The sequence below is a fragment of the Candidatus Cybelea sp. genome, from assembly GCA_036489315.1.
GTDB lineage: Bacteria > Vulcanimicrobiota > Vulcanimicrobiia > Vulcanimicrobiales > Vulcanimicrobiaceae > Cybelea.
In genome coordinates, this window is record DASXFZ010000022.1 from 33,042 (window position 1) to 49,764 (window position 16,723).

The 16,723-nt window shown below is 63.8% G+C and carries 17 protein-coding genes; 1 reads left to right on the forward strand and 16 read right to left on the reverse strand.

Translation table 11 applies throughout. The features are described from left to right. Window positions 1-20: 20 nt before the first annotated feature. From VGG51_05550 to VGG51_05620, 15 genes are all read right to left on the reverse strand, one after another. Window positions 21-1,217, reverse strand: coding sequence for a tetratricopeptide repeat protein (locus tag VGG51_05550; protein HEY1882489.1), 1,197 nt, complete (start codon window positions 1,215-1,217; stop codon window positions 21-23). Between the two features lie 75 nt (window positions 1,218-1,292). Further along, a complete protein-coding gene (locus tag VGG51_05555; GenBank protein HEY1882490.1) occupies window positions 1,293-2,720 on the reverse strand; it encodes an NADH-quinone oxidoreductase subunit N in 1,428 nt (475 codons plus the stop codon). Beyond that, window positions 2,717-4,117: an NADH-quinone oxidoreductase subunit M gene (locus tag VGG51_05560; GenBank protein ID HEY1882491.1), complete on the reverse strand. Its 1,401-nt coding sequence runs from the start codon at window positions 4,115-4,117 to the stop codon at window positions 2,717-2,719. Before VGG51_05560 ends, VGG51_05555 begins: the two co-directional genes overlap by 4 nt. Before the next feature lie 8 nt (window positions 4,118-4,125). Then, window positions 4,126-6,057, reverse strand: coding sequence for an NADH-quinone oxidoreductase subunit L (gene nuoL, locus VGG51_05565; GenBank protein ID HEY1882492.1), 1,932 nt, complete (start codon window positions 6,055-6,057; stop codon window positions 4,126-4,128). A gap of 33 nt (window positions 6,058-6,090) precedes the next feature. Continuing rightward, window positions 6,091-6,396: an NADH-quinone oxidoreductase subunit NuoK gene (nuoK, locus tag VGG51_05570; GenBank protein ID HEY1882493.1), complete on the reverse strand. Its 306-nt coding sequence runs from the start codon at window positions 6,394-6,396 to the stop codon at window positions 6,091-6,093. Beyond that, entirely contained in the window at window positions 6,396-6,983 is a 588-nt protein-coding gene (locus tag VGG51_05575; GenBank protein HEY1882494.1) for an NADH-quinone oxidoreductase subunit J, read from the reverse strand. Before VGG51_05575 ends, nuoK begins: the two co-directional genes overlap by 1 nt. Next, entirely contained in the window at window positions 6,980-7,615 is a 636-nt protein-coding gene (gene nuoI / locus VGG51_05580; protein ID HEY1882495.1) for an NADH-quinone oxidoreductase subunit NuoI, read from the reverse strand. Before nuoI ends, VGG51_05575 begins: the two co-directional genes overlap by 4 nt. Beyond that, window positions 7,615-8,595, reverse strand: coding sequence for an NADH-quinone oxidoreductase subunit NuoH (gene nuoH, locus VGG51_05585; GenBank protein ID HEY1882496.1), 981 nt, complete (start codon window positions 8,593-8,595; stop codon window positions 7,615-7,617). The genes nuoI and nuoH overlap by 1 nt, the downstream gene beginning before the upstream one ends. Next, entirely contained in the window at window positions 8,595-10,550 is a 1,956-nt protein-coding gene (locus VGG51_05590) for a molybdopterin-dependent oxidoreductase (GenBank protein HEY1882497.1), read from the reverse strand. The genes nuoH and VGG51_05590 overlap by 1 nt, the downstream gene beginning before the upstream one ends. Then, entirely contained in the window at window positions 10,547-11,809 is a 1,263-nt protein-coding gene (nuoF, locus tag VGG51_05595; protein HEY1882498.1) for an NADH-quinone oxidoreductase subunit NuoF, read from the reverse strand. Before nuoF ends, VGG51_05590 begins: the two co-directional genes overlap by 4 nt. Next, window positions 11,796-12,572 (reverse strand): NAD(P)H-dependent oxidoreductase subunit E, encoded by a 777-nt coding sequence (locus VGG51_05600; protein HEY1882499.1) that lies wholly within the window; start codon window positions 12,570-12,572, stop codon window positions 11,796-11,798. The genes nuoF and VGG51_05600 overlap by 14 nt, the downstream gene beginning before the upstream one ends. A gap of 244 nt (window positions 12,573-12,816) precedes the next feature. Further along, the gene (gene nuoD / locus VGG51_05605) at window positions 12,817-14,034 is read right to left on the reverse strand and encodes an NADH dehydrogenase (quinone) subunit D (protein HEY1882500.1); all 1,218 of its coding nucleotides are present in this window, start codon (window positions 14,032-14,034) and stop codon (window positions 12,817-12,819) included. Next, window positions 14,031-14,654 (reverse strand): NADH-quinone oxidoreductase subunit C, encoded by a 624-nt coding sequence (locus tag VGG51_05610; GenBank protein ID HEY1882501.1) that lies wholly within the window; start codon window positions 14,652-14,654, stop codon window positions 14,031-14,033. Before VGG51_05610 ends, nuoD begins: the two co-directional genes overlap by 4 nt. A 24-nt stretch (window positions 14,655-14,678) precedes the next feature. Next, the gene (locus tag VGG51_05615; GenBank protein HEY1882502.1) at window positions 14,679-15,134 is read right to left on the reverse strand and encodes an NADH-quinone oxidoreductase subunit B family protein; all 456 of its coding nucleotides are present in this window, start codon (window positions 15,132-15,134) and stop codon (window positions 14,679-14,681) included. A gap of 14 nt (window positions 15,135-15,148) precedes the next feature. Further along, window positions 15,149-15,502: an NADH-quinone oxidoreductase subunit A gene (locus tag VGG51_05620; GenBank protein ID HEY1882503.1), complete on the reverse strand. Its 354-nt coding sequence runs from the start codon at window positions 15,500-15,502 to the stop codon at window positions 15,149-15,151. A gap of 80 nt (window positions 15,503-15,582) precedes the next feature. Between VGG51_05620 and VGG51_05625 the strand changes: the two genes are divergently transcribed. After that, entirely contained in the window at window positions 15,583-16,107 is a 525-nt protein-coding gene (locus tag VGG51_05625; protein ID HEY1882504.1) for a carboxypeptidase-like regulatory domain-containing protein, read from the forward strand. On the opposite strand, the gene VGG51_05630 is transcribed toward VGG51_05625, so the two are convergent. After that, complete coding sequence (locus VGG51_05630; protein ID HEY1882505.1) at window positions 16,104-16,694, reverse strand: bifunctional adenosylcobinamide kinase/adenosylcobinamide-phosphate guanylyltransferase; 591 nt, start codon at window positions 16,692-16,694, stop codon at window positions 16,104-16,106. The two genes, VGG51_05625 and VGG51_05630, sit on opposite strands and share 4 nt — an antisense overlap. Window positions 16,695-16,723: the final 29 nt, after the last annotated feature.

Consider the following 16,723-nt stretch of genomic DNA (forward strand, 5'->3'; position numbering starts at 1 on the left):
AACCGGAACCCGCTTCGACATCACTGCGGCGTGGTGACGGTCGAGGTCGTCAGTCGCGCCGACTCCTCTTTCGCAATCTGCACGACGTCGGGGTCGAGTGAATCGGCTGCCGCTCTGAGTTGCTCGAGCGCAAGCGTCTTTTGCCCTTGCGCGGCGTAGGCTCGAGCGAGCAGATAGCGGATCCGCCCGTCCCACGGGGTCGCCGCGACGCCTTTGAGCAGCGCCGACTCAGCCAGCGAGTAGAGGCCGTTGTGCTCGTAGTCGATGCCGAGATTGACGTACGACTCCGGAACGTACGGGTCGACGCTCACCGCTTGTACGTAGTACGACACGGCTCGCTTCCAATCGCCGCGAAGATCGGCCAAGTACCCGAAGTTCACCAGCGCTTCGGGGCGCTCGGGTTCCAAGCGGTGCGCGCGAGTAAAGGTGCCCAAGGCGTCGCTGTAAAGATTTTTCTGAATCTTCGCGACGCCGAAGTTGTTGAGGCAGGCATAGTTCAAGGCGTCGACGTTCAGGCAGTCCTGAAGATAGCGCGATGCCGAAGTGTTGTCGTGCACGTCGAGATACGCCATGCCCAGCCCGTTGAGCGCGGCAATCGACGTCGGATCGTCGTCGAGCGAGCGCTGGAAGTAGACGATTGCTTCGGTCGGACGATGGATCGCCTGCAATACCTCGCCGTACTCTTCTTGAAGATCGCCGTCGCTGGGATTCTGCCGCGCGGCGCGCTCGACGTCGGCCCGGTAGGCCGGCAGATCTCCCTTGCGCAGATGCAGCATGACGAGATCTCGGATCGAGTCGGTTCCCGGCAACGCGCTCTGAAATTGCGCGATGGCGGCGTCAATGTGGTTTTCGGTCGCCAGCACGACGCCCAAGCGATTGTGCGTCTCTTTATCGTGCGAATCGCGCGCCAGCAGCTGGCGATAAACCGCTTCGGCCTTAGCGAAATTCCCTTGACGGTAGTAGAGGTCGCCCAAGAAGCGAGCCGCCTCTACCCCGCTGGGATGCGTCGCGACGAAGTCCTCGAGCTGCTTAACTGCGGCGTCCAGTTGGCCCGAAGCGATCAACTGACGAGCATAGAGAATCGCGGCCTCTTGGTCCGCCGCCTTGTAGGCGTCGGTGGGCAGGATCACCGTCTGCGCTCCGGCCGGAGCCATCGGAGCTCCGAGCCCAGCGACCAGTGCGGTAAGAACGAGTGCCGATAGATAGGGTCGTGTCATTGCAAGCACCTCACCGACTACTATAGCGCTTGGCCGGCGACTGCCGTGACTCGGGCACGGCTGCCCGGCGAGGGGCTAGCGAACGAGCGGCAGCACGTTGCTCGGAACGAGCGGGTAGAAGGCCATAATCACGACCAAGGCGGCACAGAGTCCGGCGCTGATCCAGGCAAGCGGGACGACCGGCCTCATCGCTGCAGGCGCGTGCTCGTGCGGCGCATACATCGCCAGCACGACCTTCGCGTAGGCGTAGAGCGAGATCGCCGTTCCGACGATCAGCGCTGCGGCGAGCCAGATATAGCCGTTCGCGACGCCCGCGGCGAGGATCAGAATCTTTCCGAGGAAGCCCGCCGTCGGCGGCAATCCCGAGAGTGCCAAGAGAAAGATCGTCATTGCAGCGGCGAGCCACGGGCGCCGGCGCCCGAGGCCGCGATAGCTCTCCAACTTGGCGCCTTCTTCGCCGGGACCCGAAATCGCGGCAGCAACGGCAAACGCGCCGAGGTTCATGAACGCGTATGCCGTCAAATAGTAGATCGCGTATCGCAGGCCCAGCGGCGTACTTCCCGCCATCGCGACGAGAATGTAACCGATCTGCGCGATTCCCGAATATCCGAGCAGCCGCTTGAGATCCGTCTGCGCGAGCATACCGGCGTTACCGACAATCATCGAGATGCCGGCCGCAATCCAAACCGGCAGCAAGAGCTTCGAACCAACACCCGCCGGCAGCGCGGCATAGATGAACCTCGCAAACACCGCTAAGGCGCCGGCTTTGGTGACCACGCTCATGAAGGCGGTCACCGGCAGCGGCGCTCCTTCGAAAACGTCGGGCGTCCACGTATGGAATGGGACCAGGCTCAGCTTAAAGGCAAGCCCGATCAAAAACATTCCGCCGCCCACCGCAAAGAGCGGGTTCGACGCGAGCGCCGGATTTACGAAATCGGCGAGCATGACGCTGCCGGTAGCCCCGAAGAGCAACGCCGAACCGAAGAGCAGAAAAGCGGTGGCAGTCGAGCTGAGTATCAAGTATTTGAGCGCGGACTCGCGCGCCGGCTTTCGATCGACTGCCGCACAGAGCGCGTACAGGCCGAGCGACAGCAGCTCCAGCCCGAGAAAGATTGTGATCAGATTCGCCGCGCCGGCCATCAACATCGCGCCGCACGCACTCCAGAGCATGATCGCCGTGGTGCCGGCCGTTCGCTGCGCCGGACCGAGCGCACCGTAGAGCAGCACCGCTCCCGCGGTTCCAATGAGCACGATCTCTTCGAAGACAGTAGCGAAGCCGCCGGTTATGAATCCGCCGAAGAAGGCGTTGTAGTCGTGCCCGAACTGGCCGCCGGCAACGATGCCGGCCGCGATCGCGCCGGCCAGCGCGATTACGACCGAAACGTAGCGCGACTGGTTGCGGCCGGAGACGAGGTCGGCAAGCAGCACGGCGAGCGCCGTCACCGCGACGATCCCGATCGGCAGAATCGCCGCCCAGTCGGCGTTGGTGAACGGTATCGTCACGGCGGCGCGATCCTCTGCGCGGCCACGACGTTTTCATGCGTCAGCAGCGGCGTGGGATAGACGCCGACGAGCACGAGCGCTGCCAGCAGCGGAGCAATCGCGAGCCCTTCGAGCAGCGTGAGATCGGGGCGAACGGGTAGGTCGGCGCGTTCTGGGCCATTCATCACGTCCTGATAGAGACGCAGCAGATAGGCGGATGCGAGCACGATCGCGACCAGCGCGACGATCGCGGGCCAAACATACCCGGCCTGGTAGAGGCCGATCAGGATGATCAGCTCGCCGGCAAATCCCGCCAAACCGGGTAAACCAAGTGCGGCGAGCGCCGCGATACACAACGCTCCCGAGAGGCGCGGATTCGTCCAGCCCAGTCCGCCCAAGCGCGGCAACGCACGCGTCCCCTCGCGCTCTTCGACGTAGCCGAGCACCAAGAAGAGCGCTGCCGAGAAGAGCCCGTGCGCCACGATGTAGACCAGCGCTCCGTCGAGCGCCAGCTGCTGCTGCGACGCGACGGCGATGATGATGAGTCCGAGATGCGAGAGCGACGAATAGGCGACGATCCGCTTCACGTCGTTTTGAACCAGCGCGATCACCGCCCCATAGATTAGCGAAATGGCGCCCAAGACGATCAGCGGCGTCGCGTATTCACGCACGTACGCCGGCAGCATCACGGTCGCGATCGCGAGGAACCCGTAGAGCCCGGCTTTGGACTGCACGGCGGAAACGACGGCAACCATCGGCGAGGGCAGCGAGCTATACGTCGGCGGCATCCACGTGTGCAGCGGCCAAACCGGCGTCTTCACCAAGAACGCAAACGCGAAGCCTGCGTAGATCCAGGGTGCCCATCCTCCGACGAGCGGAGCGCCGGCGCGGCCGATGACGTCGGTCGTTCCCACAATGACCCCGAAGGCTGCCGTCGCGAGCAGCAGCGTCAGGCCTCCGGCAAAGTTGTAGATGAAATACCGCCATGCCGTTGCGGGATGGCCGCCCCAGCCGAGCAGTCCAAAGAAGACCGGCACGAGCATCAGATCCCAGAAAAACGCAAAAACGAGTAAGTCGCGCGCCAGAAAGAGCCCGAGCATCGTCCCTTCGAGCGCGAGGAGCAGCGCGACAAAATCACGCGTGCGATCGATGCGGCACGAGGCGATCGCCGAGGCGGTGCAGATCGTCAAGAGCAGCGCGATCCAAAATGAAATCGGTGTAGCGCCGAAATGGAAGGCGGCGTTAAACGGCCGCGAGAGCCAGTGCGCGCTCCATTCGCCGGTGCCGGCGGCGATAACCGTAGCGAAGGTGACCACGGCGACCAGCGTTCCGACAGTGCGTGAAAGCCGCGTATCGTCGCGGGGCAGCAGCAGGAGCAGCGCGGCGGCGGCGATCGGCAGCAGGATGGTTACGAGCACGAGCCCCATCAGTGGACGCCCGCCGCGAACGCATAGTACGCGATGAAGCACGCAGCGCCAAAGACCAAGATCAAAGCGTACGCGCGCAGCAGACCGGTTTGGAACGATCGCACGAGCGTTCCGAACCAGCGCGTGCCGGCGACGATGTCGCGGACCGCGCCGTCGAGTACGTGCGGGTCGAGCACTTGACCGAAGAATCGGCCGGCGGCCTGGGCCGGCCGCACGAAGATCAGATCGATTACCGCATCAAAATAGAAAAGGTTCGTCAGCAGGGCCGGCATCCGTTCGCTCTCGACCGCCAATCGGGAGGGCGCCTCCCGCTGGGCGGCGGCGGTTGCGTAGCGCATCCAGGCAATGACCACGCCGATCGCAACGGCGACCAAAACGAGCAGCGAAGTCAGCCCCTCGGAGATTGCCGGCGGCGCGACCGGCGTCGACGGCATCGCCGCCGCTCCGAAGAGCGGCGCAAAGTAATGCGCCCAGGGCGACGCCTCGCCGCCGAACATCAACGCTCCGCCGATGGCGACCGTCGGCGCCACGAGGATCGCGACCGGGACGTTCATGATCGTTGCAGCCGTTCCGCCGGTGTGAATGTGCGCGTCGCCGCGATACTCTCCGAGAAACGCGATAAAGAGCAGCCGGAACATGTAGTAGGCGGTGATGCCGGCCGTTACGATGCCGACGGCATAGAGCCAGGGATGCCCGTGCGCCAGCGTTCCGTAAATGATCTCATCCTTCGAAAAGAAGCCGCTGAACGGCGGGATGCCCGAGATCGTGAGCACGCCTGCCAGCATCACCCAGAACGCGAACGGCATCTTCTTCCACAGGCCGCCCATGCGGCGCACGTCCTGCTCGTTCGCGAGCGCATGAATCACGAGGCCGGATCCCAAGAAGAGCTGCGCTTTGAAGAAAGCGTGCGTGAAGAAGTGGGCGACGCCGCCTTCGTACGCACCCACGCCGACGCCCATGATCATATAGCCGATCTGCGACATCGTCGAATAGGCCAAAATGCGCTTGATGTCCCACTGCGCCATGCCGAGGATCGCGCCGAGCAGCGCCGTAAGGCCGCCGATCGTGCCGACCAGCAGCTGCGCGTCGTGGCTCGCGTTCCACAACGGCGCGCAGCGCGCGACGAGATAGACGCCGGCGGTCACCATCGTCGCGGCGTGAATTAGGGCGGAGACGGGAGTCGGACCCTCCATCGCATCGGGAAGCCAGGTGTGCAGCGGAACCTGCGCCGATTTCGCCGCGGCCGCGATGAAGAGCGCCAGGCAGATCGCAAAGAGCAGCCCGGAGCCCAGCGTTCCGGCGGCGGCAAAAGTGTCGCCGAAGCCGATCGAGTGGACGTTGGCGACGATCAAAAAGATCGCGAACATCATGCCGACGTCGCCGACGACATTGATAACGAAGGCCTTGCGCGCTGCGGCGACGGCCGTCGGACGCTCGAACCAGAAACCGATGAGGAAATACGAGGCCAAGCCGACCAGCCCCCATCCAACGAGCAGGCCGACGAAATTATCGGAGAGTACGAGCGTCAGCATCGCAAAGATGAAGAAACTCATATAGGCGAAGAAACGCGCGAAGGCGCGGTCGCCCTCCATGTAACCGACCGAGTAGACGACGATCAAGAACCCCACACCGCTGATGATGAACGTCCACAGAAGGGAGAGCGGATCGAGCAAGAGCCCGAAATCGAAGCCCGGCATCCACGAAAACAACGGCTGATGCGCGCCGAGCGCTCCGGCTGCCGCCTGCGTTCCGTCGTGCCAGGAGAGCACGGCCAGGACAAACGATGCCCCGACGAGCGCGCAGACGAGCCACCCCGCGGCCGTGCGCAGCTGCGGCCCGAATGCCCAACATAAGATCGCTCCCGCAAGCGGCAGCAGCCACAACGCAACCAGCATTGGATACGAACCGCCGGCTCCCAGCACGTGGTCCATCACCGCGGCGTACCGATCTTACGAGGCAAGCCGTCAGCCATGGAGCGTCCTCACGTCGTCGACGTCGACGTATTTTTCGGGGCGGAACGTCGTGACGATGATCGCCAGCCCGATGGCGGCCTCCGCGGCCGCAACGGTGATGACGATGAAGGCAAAAATATGCCCCGCGTTAGCAACCCAGAGCCGGGCGAATGCGACCAGCAGCAGGTTGGCGGCGTTGAACATCAGCTCGACGGCCATCAGCATGACGAGCGGATTGCGGCGGACGATCACGCCGATCACGCCGATGAAAAACATGACCGAGGCGAGTGCGACGTAGTCGCCGATGGGAACGCTCATCAGCCTTTGCCCTCGCGCAGGATCGCCTCGCGCATCTGGCGATCGCTCCTTACCTGGCCGCGGTGCCCCTCGGCATCGCTCATCTGTTCGCCGCCCAGGGTGATGACGCCGATGACGGCCACCATCAGAACCAGCGCCGTGACCTCGAAGGGCAGCAGTTGAATGGTAAAGAGCGCCTTGCCGAAATCTCCGACGCTTCCGAAAACATTGGCCGCGCCGACCGGACCGACGGCCGGCGCCGCGCTAGAGTGAACGTTCGAGACGGCGTAGACCAGAAAGCCCAGAGCGCAGAGCGTAAAGATCGCACCCGGAATCCAGATCTTCGGCAAGCGGTCGGGCCCCATCGCAAAGGGCGCGACCCCGCTGCTCAAAAGCGCGATCACGAAGACGAAGAGTATCAGGATCGCCCCGGAGTAGACGATGATTTGGATGACCGCGAGAAACTCGGCGGAGAGCGTTACGTAGAGCACCGCCAGCGTCGCGAAGTTGAGCAGCAGCCCAACGACGCTATGGACGGGCTTGCGGGCCGTAATCGTCCACACGGCACTGGCGATCAGTATCGTTCCGAGCACCCAAAATGCAATCATTGCCCGGCCTCGGGCTCCTTGATGATCGCCAGCCCCTGGTGCTGCGTCTTCAAGATCGTTCCCCGCCACGTCGCGTCGTAGCCCGTCGCAACGTCGGTCGTCGACTTAATCTCGCCCACGCGCCCGAGATCGCCGGGAATTCCCCCCGGGCGGTCGTCGGGTGCGGTGCCGGCACCTGCATCGGGCGGCACCAAGAGCCGGTCTTTGGCGTAGATAAACGAGCCGCGGCGGTAATCGGCCATTTCGAAGCGCGGCGTGAGCACGATCGCATCGGTCGGACACGCCTCTTCGCACATCCCGCAGAAGATGCAGCGCAGCTCGTCGATTTCGTAGCGCGCCGCGTAGCGTTCCCCCGGCGAACTGCGCGCGCCCGGAGCGTTCTCAGCGCCGATCACCGTAATCGCGTTCGCCGGGCAGACGCTCGAGCAGAGCTCGCAGCCGATGCAGCGCTCTTTGCCGTCGTCATATCGGCGCAGTTCGTGCAGGCCGTGAAAGCGCGGCGCGTGCTGCTTCTTGCGGGACGGGTACGGAATCGTCGGCCGCTTGCGAAACATAAAACCGAAGGTGATCGAGAGGCCCCGCAGGATCGCGCCGATGTTGTAGAGGTGCTTCTTCGAACCGGCGGTCGCCATTAGCCCGCGTACGCCACGACGATAGCCGTCACGACGAGATTGAGCGTCGCGACGGGGAGCAATACCTTCCAGCCGAAGGCCATGAGCCGGTCGTAGCGCAGGCGCGGCAACGTCGCCCGCAGCCACATATAGAAGAACATAAAACACGCAACCTTGATGACGAACCAGGCGACGCCCGGAACGATGGTAAGGCCGAACGGCGCGTTCCACCCGCCAAAGAAAAGCAGGGTTGCAATGCACGACACCGTCAGCATGTTGACGTACTCGGCGATGAAGAACAGTCCGAAGCGCAGCCCGGAGTACTCGGTGTGGAAGCCGGCGACGAGCTCGGTCTCGGCTTCGACGAGATCGAAGGGTGCGCGATTGGTCTCCGCAACCGCCGTGATCGTGTAGATGACGAAGCCCAGGAACTGCGGCAGAACGAACCACCAGCGGGCTTGCGCGTTGACGATGCCGTCGAGCGAGGTCGTTCCGGCGAGCAGCAGGACGCCGATGAACGAGAGCGACATCGCCAGCTCGTAGCTTATCATCTGCGCCGTCGAGCGAACGCTGCCCAGCAGCGGGTACTTCGAACCGCTCGCCCATCCGCCCAAGCAGATCCCGTATACACCTAGCGAAGCGATCGCCAAAATCAGCAGAATCCCGGCGTTGACGTTCCCGATCGCCCACGTTTCGCCCGATGCCGACGCCCCGAACGGAATGACCGCATAGACGGAAAAGGCGGTGAGCAGCGAGATGAACGGCGCGAGACGGTAGAGCAGCGGATCGGCGGTCTCCGGCGTCAGGTCTTCTTTGAGGATCAGCTTGGCCGCGTCGGCGGCGGGCTGCAGCAACCCCCACGGACCGACGCGATTCGGGCCGGGGCGCAGCTGCATCCAACCCAAGACCTTTCGCTCGACGAGCATCGCGTACGCAAACGACGTCACGACGACGAAGAGCAAAATAGCCGACTTGATGAGCACTTCAAGCCACCAAGGCATTACGAAACCCTCAGTCCGGCGATCCAGGGATCGTGCTGCCACGTCCCGCCGCCCGAGAGAATGCCTTGCTCGGCAGCGGCCCCAGATGGGCGCGCCGGAGTGTCGTAGCGGGCATCGCCGAACGTCACGTCGTTGCGTTCCTTCGCCACGGCAGCGACGACCGCGCCTTCGACCTCCAGAGCCGATGGAAGTGAAACCTCGAGCTGCTCGGCGAGGCCGGCGACGATCTCGAGATCGTTGCGAACGAAGTCCGCAGCGGCGAGCGCGGCGTTGAGCGGCAAGAGATCGCCGCCGACGCTCAGCGTGGTTCCGCTCTTTTCGAGGGCTCCCGCCGCAGGAAGGACGAGTTTCGCGCGTTCCGCCGTTTCCGTCATGAAGAGCTCGCTCACCACGAGGAACGGCACCGCTTCGAGCGCCGCGCGCACGGCGGCCGCATCGGGCGCGTTGCGCGCCGGATTTGCGGCGAATATCGAGAGCACGGCGAGCTGCCCGCTTCGCGCCCGGTCGAGCATCGCAAACGTATCGAGGCCGTCAGCGCTTGGAAGCAGCCCCATCGCCTCGGCCCCCCGCGCGTTGGCCTGATCGCTGGCGATGTAGGTCGCTAACTCCGGCGCATCGGCGAAAGCTTGCGCGTAGCTCTTGCCGATCGCTAAATCGATGCCGTCCCACACCAGCGCGACACGCTTGGCATCTCCGGCCGCGGCCCGAGCCTCGCCGGCCTCCTGCTGCGAGATCAGTTGCGCGCCGTGACGGACGGCTTTTTGGATGCGCAGCCAAAGAACGGGAGCGCGCTCCACCAGCACCGCTCCTGCAACGACGACCGCTTCCGCACGATCGATCGCATCGAGCGTTCCCGCATTAGATCCCGGCGTCGCCTGACGCTGGGTGCCCGAGCGCCAGTCGAGATTCTTTATGCGCAGCGAACCGAAAACGTGCGCGATCAGGTAGGCCTCTTCGTTGGTCAGCCTCCCTCCGCCGATCACGCCGACGCTCTCCGCACCGTGCGCGGCGATCGCCGCGCGAATCGCTTTCGCCCAGAGGATGAACGCATCGTCCCAGCCGATCTGCGTCCAGCCGCCGTCCTTGCGGTAGAGCGGCTGTTTAAGCCGGTCGGGCGACTCGTAAAAGCCGATGTTGTAGCGCCCGCGATCGCACAGCCAGCCGTCGGAGATCGGATCTTCTTCGACGAGCATCGTTCTACGAAGCTGGCCGTAGCGTACGTCGGCAAACTGCTGACAACCGACCGAGCACTGCGTACAGGTGGTCTGCGTCCGCTCGAGATCCCACGGCCGCGACTTGAACCGGTACGTTTTTGAGGTCAGCGCGCCGACCGGACAGAGTTCGGTGACGTTTCCGGTAAAGAGGTGGCGATACGGCTGTCCGGTCGCGGTCGCGATGATATCGTGCGCGCCGCGGTCTTTGACGATCAACTGCCGCTCGTTGGCGATGATGTCGTCGTAGCGCACGCAGCGCTGGCAGACGATGCAGCGCTCCTCGTCGAGTACGATCGTCGGACCGAGATCGACGGCCTTCGGCTTGGAGAGCTTCGGATCGGCGACGTCGGAGGTGCCGCGCGCGTAGGCCATCGCGTAATCCTGCAGATCGCACTCGCCGCCCTTGTCGCAGATCGGGCAATCCAAAGGGTGATTGACTAAAAACAGCTCGAGCACGCTCGCGCGCGCGGCCTCCACCTTCTCGCCTTGCGTGCGCACGGCCATCCCGTCGGCGACGACCGTATTGCAGGCGATCTGCAGCTTGGGTATTCCTTCGATCTCGACCATGCAGATGCGGCAGAGTCCGGCCGGCCCGAGCTTCGTGTGATAGCAATAGATTGGAATTTCTTGCTTGATCTGCTTAGCGGCCTCGACCAGCAGGGTTCCTTTCGGAACCGTAACCGGCACGCCGTCGATCGTCAGCGTTACCATCTGCACGTTCGGCTCGACGGACGTGCTCATGCCGGCTGCGCCGCCATCGCCGGAATCCGCGACTTGAACTGATCCGGAAAGCGCATCATGACCGATTTGAGAAATGGTTCGATCGAATCCCCGAGCGGACAGAGATTCAGGCCGGTTATCGAGCGCGAGACGCGCAGCAGCATGTCGTAGTCGCCGGGAACGCCTTGGCCGTGCACCAGGCGGTACAGGACGCGTTCCATCCAGCTTCCGCCCTCGCGGCATGGCGTGCACTGGCCGCACGATTCGTGATTGAAGAATCGCACGAGGTTGTGCGCTGCCTTCACGAAGTCGGTGGTATCGTCGAAAACGACGACTGCACCAGAGCCCAGCATCGAACCGGCTTTCGCCAGACTCTCGTAATCGTACGTCCAGTCGAGGTGCTCCTCGAACACGCAAGCCGAGGATCCGCCGCCGGGCTGAATTGCCGCCAGCGTTCGGCCGGGGCGAAGGCCGCCGGCGATCTCGATGAGTTCGCGCAGCGTCGTACCGAGCGCAATCTCGTAGTTGCCGGGGCGCGTAACGTGTCCGGAGACCGAAACGATCTTATATCCCTTGCTTCGCTCGGTCCCGACGGCGGCAAACCACTCCGGGCCTCGCTCGAGAATCGGAACGAGATACGCCAGCGTTTCGACGTTATTGACGACCGTCGGTGCGCCGTAGAGCCCTTCGACCGCGGGAAACGGCGGCTTCAAACGCGGCTCGCCGCGCTTGCCTTCAAGCGAGTTGAGCAGCGCCGTCTCTTCGCCGCAAATATAAGCGCCGGCGCCGCGATGAACGGTTAGCTCCAGGTCGAAGCCGCTGCCGAAGATGTTCTTGCCGACGTAACCGGCACGCTTAGCCTCCTCGAGCGCCGCACAGAAGATCTCGTAGCCGCGCTTGAACTCGCCGCGAATATAAATGAAGGCGTGATGCGAGGCGATCGCATACGCGCCGATCAGCATACCTTCGATCACCTGGTGCGGGGTCTCTTCGAGCAGCATGTGATCTTTGAACGTGCCCGGTTCGGCTTCGTCACAGTTGCAGACGAGATAGCGCAGCGCCTTATCCTTAGGCAGAAACGACCACTTTCTGCCGGTCGGGAAACCCGCACCGCCGCGGCCGCGCAAGCCCGACTTCTCGGCAAGATCGAGGATGTCGGATGGCTGGAGCTGCGTAACGGCGCGCTCCCACTGCTTGTATCCGCCGCGCTGACGATAGACGTCGATGCTGCGCAAATCGGCTTCGCCGATCCCGGCAGTGAGAACCTTAGTGACCGGCACGACCGCTCTGCTCCTGGCTCACCTCGACGACGGCGCGTGAGTCTACGATCGCGCGTTCGGTCGTCTTCGTGAAAAATTCGACGTTGCGGTTGATGATGTGATCGAGCATGATGATGCCGCTCTGATCGCCGACTCCGCCCGCATTGTTCGGCCGCTCGACGCCAACCGCGCCTGGCGACTTCTTACCGCGCGAAATCTGATCGTCTTGGGAAATCTCCCACGTCGAGCCCGGCGCATCGGTTCGCGCCATCGGCGCGATCGCATACGTGCCGGCTCGCATCGCCTCGAGCATCTCGTCGATTCGCTGCGGCGTCAGGTCGTAGACAAACTCGAGATTCACCTGCATGCAGCTCGCCCGGTCGCACGCGGCCAGACACTCGACCTCTTCATAGGAGAAGACGCCATCCGGCGTCGTCTGCAGATGCCCGACGCCGAGTCTCTCGCGAAAATAGGCCATCATGTTCTCGGCATCGCCGATCGAGCAGGCAAGACCGCGGCAAATCTGCAGCATGTATCGCCCAACCGGACGCCGGTAGAACAGCGTGTAAAAGGAGACGGTTCCTTCGACCTCGGCCAGCGTAACGTCGAGCATCTCGGCCGTCGCGCGCATTGCCTCGGCGCTGACGTATCCCTCGTACTGCTGGAAGAGGTGCGTGATCGGCAGCAGCGCCGAGCGCTTGCGCTCGTACCGCGCGATGATGTCGTCGCACTCGGAACGCAGCCGCTCTTGCAACGCCGCAAAGTTCTTCTCGCGGTCGGTCATCTTCTGCCGAAGCCCCCTCGGAAACTTTGCGCCGTTACTCTCACTCGGAAAAACGGTTGCCAATTAATTTTTAAGTTTATTGATGAGTGGTTAGCGAGGTTACGGGATGGGGTGATGCGGGGCGTGTGAAGGGAGGAGCGGAGGCCGGATGCCGGGAGCGACGACGAGGCGAGCAGCTTTTTCACAGGATGTGAAAAAGCGAGCGTCCCCGCATCACCCCATCCCGCAACCGAGCGCTCAAAACTCATCGGTCGACCTCGCCAAACACCGGGTCGAGCGAGCCGATCATGACGACGAGGTCGGCGATCAGGTTGCCGGGCGCGATTCCTTTGAGCGCTTGCAGATTGTACAGGCTCGGGGGTCTCGTGCGGATGCGGTAGGGGCGATTCTCGCCGTTGCTGACGATATAGTAGCCGAGCTCTCCGCGGGGCGACTCGACGGCGTGATAAACGTCGCCGGGCGGAACCCGAAAGCCCTCGCTGATCAGCTTGAAGTGGTGAATCAGCGCCTCCATGGAGAGTGCAATCGTCTCTTTCGGCGGCAGCGCAACCTTGGGATCGTCGATCATCACAGGTCCCGGAGTCTCCAGGCGCTTGCGAGCCTGCTCGATGATGCGGATCGACTGGTCCATCTCGTCGAGGCGCACCAGGAAGCGCGCGTAGGCGTCGCCTTCGCTGCGGGTGGGGATGTCGAAGTCGTACGTATCGTAGCCAGTATATGGAAACGCCTTACGGATGTCGTAGGCGATCCCACTGGCTCGAAGGCTCGGGCCGGTGACGTTCCACTGCACCGCCTCCTCGGGCGTGAGCATGCCGACGTCGATCGTCCGGTCTTGGAAGATCGGATTGGCCTGCAGCAGACCGCGAAGCTCGCGCATCCGCCCGGGAAACTTTTCGATAAGAGCGTCGAGCCTGGCGAAATAACCGTCGGGCAGATCGCCGTTGAGGCCGCCGACGCGGATGTAGTTCGGGTGCATCCGTGCGCCGCCGACGGCTTCCTGGAGATCCAGGATGTTCTCGCGCAAGTCGAAGCAGTAAAAGAAGACCGAGATTGCACCGAGGTCGATTCCGTGCGTCCCCAGCCAAACGCAGTGCGAGGCGATCCGCGTCAACTCGGCCTGGAGCACGCGGACGACCTGGGCGCGCGGCGGGATGCCGTCGGTGAGCCCGAGCAGCTTTTCGACAGCAAGTGCGTAGCAGAGCGCGTTCGAAGACGGCGCGAGATAGTCCATCCGTTCGATGACCGTCTGCGCCTGCGTCCAGAAGAGGCCTTCGGCACTCTTCTCGATCCCGGTATGAAGGTAACCGATCTCGGGATCGGCCTTCACGACGTTCTCGCTATCGATCTCCAGCACGATCTGCAGGACGCCGTGAGTCGACGGGTGCTGCGGGCCCATGGATAGCACCATCGTGTTGCCGCTTTTGCTCACGATGTCGGGCACGGGCATGACGGGCGTGCTCACGTGGCTTCGCCTTGCGAATCGGCGGCGTTGCTCGCGCGGGCTCGCTTTACTTGTTCTTGCAACGCTTCGAGCGTACGCCCTGAAGGCGGGGTGCCCGCTACGACGTTCGTCTTGTTTGCGAAAGCCGGACGGGGAGCGCGTTCGCGTGCCGGGCCCCGCATCGGGTAATCCTTGCGCAGCGGGTAACCCTCCCAGTCGATCGGCATTTGAATCCGGCGCAGATCCGGGTGGCCATCGAAGACGATGCCGAAGAGATCGTAGACTTCCCGCTCGGCCCAATCGGCAGACTTCCACAGCCCGCTGGCTGTCGGGAGCGTCTGCCCTTCGTCAACGCCGCAGAGAATACGCACGCGTTTGGGCGTACCGACCTCCGCGACGCTCGCCGGTTTCGGCGCAAGCTGCAGAAGGTGATAGACGACGTCGAAGCGCGGGCTGCGCCCGAGATAATCCACCGCACCGAGATCGAGCAGCATCGCGAAGCCTTCTGCTTTGAGCGCTGCCAAGCGCGCCGCTAGCTCGGAAGGCGCAAGGCGCTCGATGACGGCATCGTCGATCGGCGGGCGCAGACTCGGCGGGTCGATCGCGGCACCCGCGATCGGCGGGGTTTGCGTGCTAGGCATCGTTGGTTCTCCGAGTCTTAGTCGTTAGGCTCGCGCCAGAATGCCGCCACGGCCGCCCTCACGGATCTGCTGTTGAATCAGGTTGACGGCGTACAGCAGCCCGTCGGGAGTCGGCGGGCAGCCGGGGACGTAGACGTCTACCGGAATGATCGTGTCGACGCCTTGAATGACTGCGTAGTTATCGAAGATGCCGCCAGAGCTCGCGCAGGCGCCCATCGAGATCACCCACTTCGGATCGGCCATCTGATCGTAGAGGCGTTTCACGACGGGACCCATCTTCTGCGCGACGCGTCCCGAGACGATCATCAGATCTGCCTGGCGCGGCGAACTGCGGAAAACCTCCGAGCCCAGTCGCGCGATATCGTACTCCGAAGAGGTCACCGTCATCATCTCGATCGCGCAGCAAGCCAAACCCATCGTCAGCGGCCAGACCGACGAGCTCTGCGCCCAGCGCGCGACGTCGTCGAGACGCGCGAGCATAAAGTGACCGGGGCTTACCGCCACACGAAGCCGCCTTTCTTCCAGACGTAGGCGTAGCCGATCGCGAGGACCACGATAAAGACGATCATCTCGAGCAATCCGAAGACGCGCAGCGCGTGCATCTGCACGGCCCAAGGATAGAACGAAGCCGCCTCGACGTCGAAGATTACGAACAGCATCGCGATCAAGTAAAACCGCACCGGGAAGCGCCCGGCGACCGGCGAGGTCGGCTCGACGCCGCATTCGTACGCTTCGCGCTTGTGAGGATTCGGCTTGGCGCGCCCGAGCAGGCCGGGCAAGACGCTAAAAAATAGAGCGGCCGCCACCGCGACGCAGAGGTAGATTGCAACCGGACCGTAGGGATTCATCTCGCTCAAAGCTTTGTGCAAATCGCGGGCCATACCTGTCCTGGGGGGGACACTGTGCGCTCCTAAACGTACACTTGCTTATGCGGTACGCCATCCTCGGATTGCTCGTCCTCTTCTCGCTCGGAGATGGATGCTCGCCGCCGCCAAATGTCGTAGGCGTTCAAGATTACGGACGCGTTACCGGGCGCGTGCTCGACGCAATGACGAACCGGCCGATCGGAAACGCACTCGTCTCGGTCGGCTCGATCTATACTGCCCGAGCCGATGCGACGGGCGCGTTCGACCTCCGCGCGGTTGCCGGCGACCAAACCGTCACCGCCCGAGCCCCCGGCTTCACCACCGCGACGGCAGACACGACGATCCCGAAAAACGCGACCGTCTCGATTGGATACATCCGCCTGGTTGCATTGACGGCGCCGGTCGGCCAACCGACCCTCCAGCCGCCGCCGATTCCGACGCCGGCCCCGACCGCGACCCCCTCGGCTGCCGCGAAGCCCTCGGCAACGATGCTGCCGGGCGCGAGTGCCGCGCCGGCCTCGGCGGCGCGGGCGTCAGGCGCGCCGGCATCGCCGGCCCCAACCGCGAGCGCCTCGAGCGAACCTTAGAGGGGTTCGCAGTCGATCGGCTTGCCGATCGCGCGCAGGTCGACGGCGCAGCCTGCCACCACCAGATAAACGTGGGCAGCGCGCCTCGCCAGTCGCTGCACCATTCGTCCCATCGCATCGCGCGATAATCGCCCGGTCGCGACGACCGGTACGACGTCCCAGCCGATCTGTTCGCTGACCGCGATGATCGAGGCGCGAGACGAGAGCATCGCGTCCACGAACGCGGCCGCTTCCTCGTCGAGGGTCGTGGCAAAGACGTTGTAGTCGATCTCGAGCAGATCGACGCGCGCTGCGACGCGCGCCTCCAACCACGTGCCGAGCGAGTCGACGAGCAGGCATGCCGTCGCCGGCGCGTCTCGGAAGAGCGCGAGCTGCGCGTCGGGGCTCAGCGGGGCGGTCTCGAGCGTCCGCCACGACGCCGGCCGGTCGCGGACGTGTCGCATGAGGCGGGCGCGCCACTCGATATCTTCCGGCGCACCCGCGGCGGTGGCGACATACGTTACGTCGCAGCCGCTGTCCAAGGCGAGGCGTACCGCAAACGCGCTTTTCCCCGAACTTACGGGGCCGGTAACGAAAATGACGGCCATTCTCCGAGCGGTGTTCGCCGTGCGACCCG

Bases quoted from the DNA above. Each gene is read 5' to 3' on its own strand.
- nuoK (HEY1882493.1), bottom strand. From the start codon at position 6,396: ATGAGCGTTCCCATCGGCGACTACGTCGCACTCGCCTCGGTCATGTTT.
- VGG51_05620 (HEY1882503.1), bottom strand. From the start codon at position 15,502: ATGAATCCCTACGGTCCGGTTGCAATCTACCTCTGCGTCGCGGTGGCG.
- nuoL (HEY1882492.1), bottom strand. From the start codon at position 6,057: ATGGACCACGTGCTGGGAGCCGGCGGTTCGTATCCAATGCTGGTTGCG.
- VGG51_05615 (HEY1882502.1), bottom strand. From the start codon at position 15,134: ATGCTCGCGCGTCTCGACGACGTCGCGCGCTGGGCGCAGAGCTCGTCG.
- VGG51_05590 (HEY1882497.1), bottom strand. From the start codon at position 10,550: ATGAGCACGTCCGTCGAGCCGAACGTGCAGATGGTAACGCTGACGATC.
- VGG51_05610 (HEY1882501.1), bottom strand. From the start codon at position 14,654: ATGCCTAGCACGCAAACCCCGCCGATCGCGGGTGCCGCGATCGACCCG.
- VGG51_05575 (HEY1882494.1), bottom strand. From the start codon at position 6,983: ATGATTGCATTTTGGGTGCTCGGAACGATACTGATCGCCAGTGCCGTG.
- nuoI (HEY1882495.1), bottom strand. From the start codon at position 7,615: ATGGCGACCGCCGGTTCGAAGAAGCACCTCTACAACATCGGCGCGATC.
- nuoH (HEY1882496.1), bottom strand. From the start codon at position 8,595: ATGCCTTGGTGGCTTGAAGTGCTCATCAAGTCGGCTATTTTGCTCTTC.
- VGG51_05630 (HEY1882505.1), bottom strand. From the start codon at position 16,694: ATGGCCGTCATTTTCGTTACCGGCCCCGTAAGTTCGGGGAAAAGCGCG.
- VGG51_05600 (HEY1882499.1), bottom strand. From the start codon at position 12,572: ATGACCGACCGCGAGAAGAACTTTGCGGCGTTGCAAGAGCGGCTGCGT.
- VGG51_05625 (HEY1882504.1), top strand. From the start codon at position 15,583: ATGCGGTACGCCATCCTCGGATTGCTCGTCCTCTTCTCGCTCGGAGAT.
- VGG51_05550 (HEY1882489.1), bottom strand. From the start codon at position 1,217: ATGACACGACCCTATCTATCGGCACTCGTTCTTACCGCACTGGTCGCT.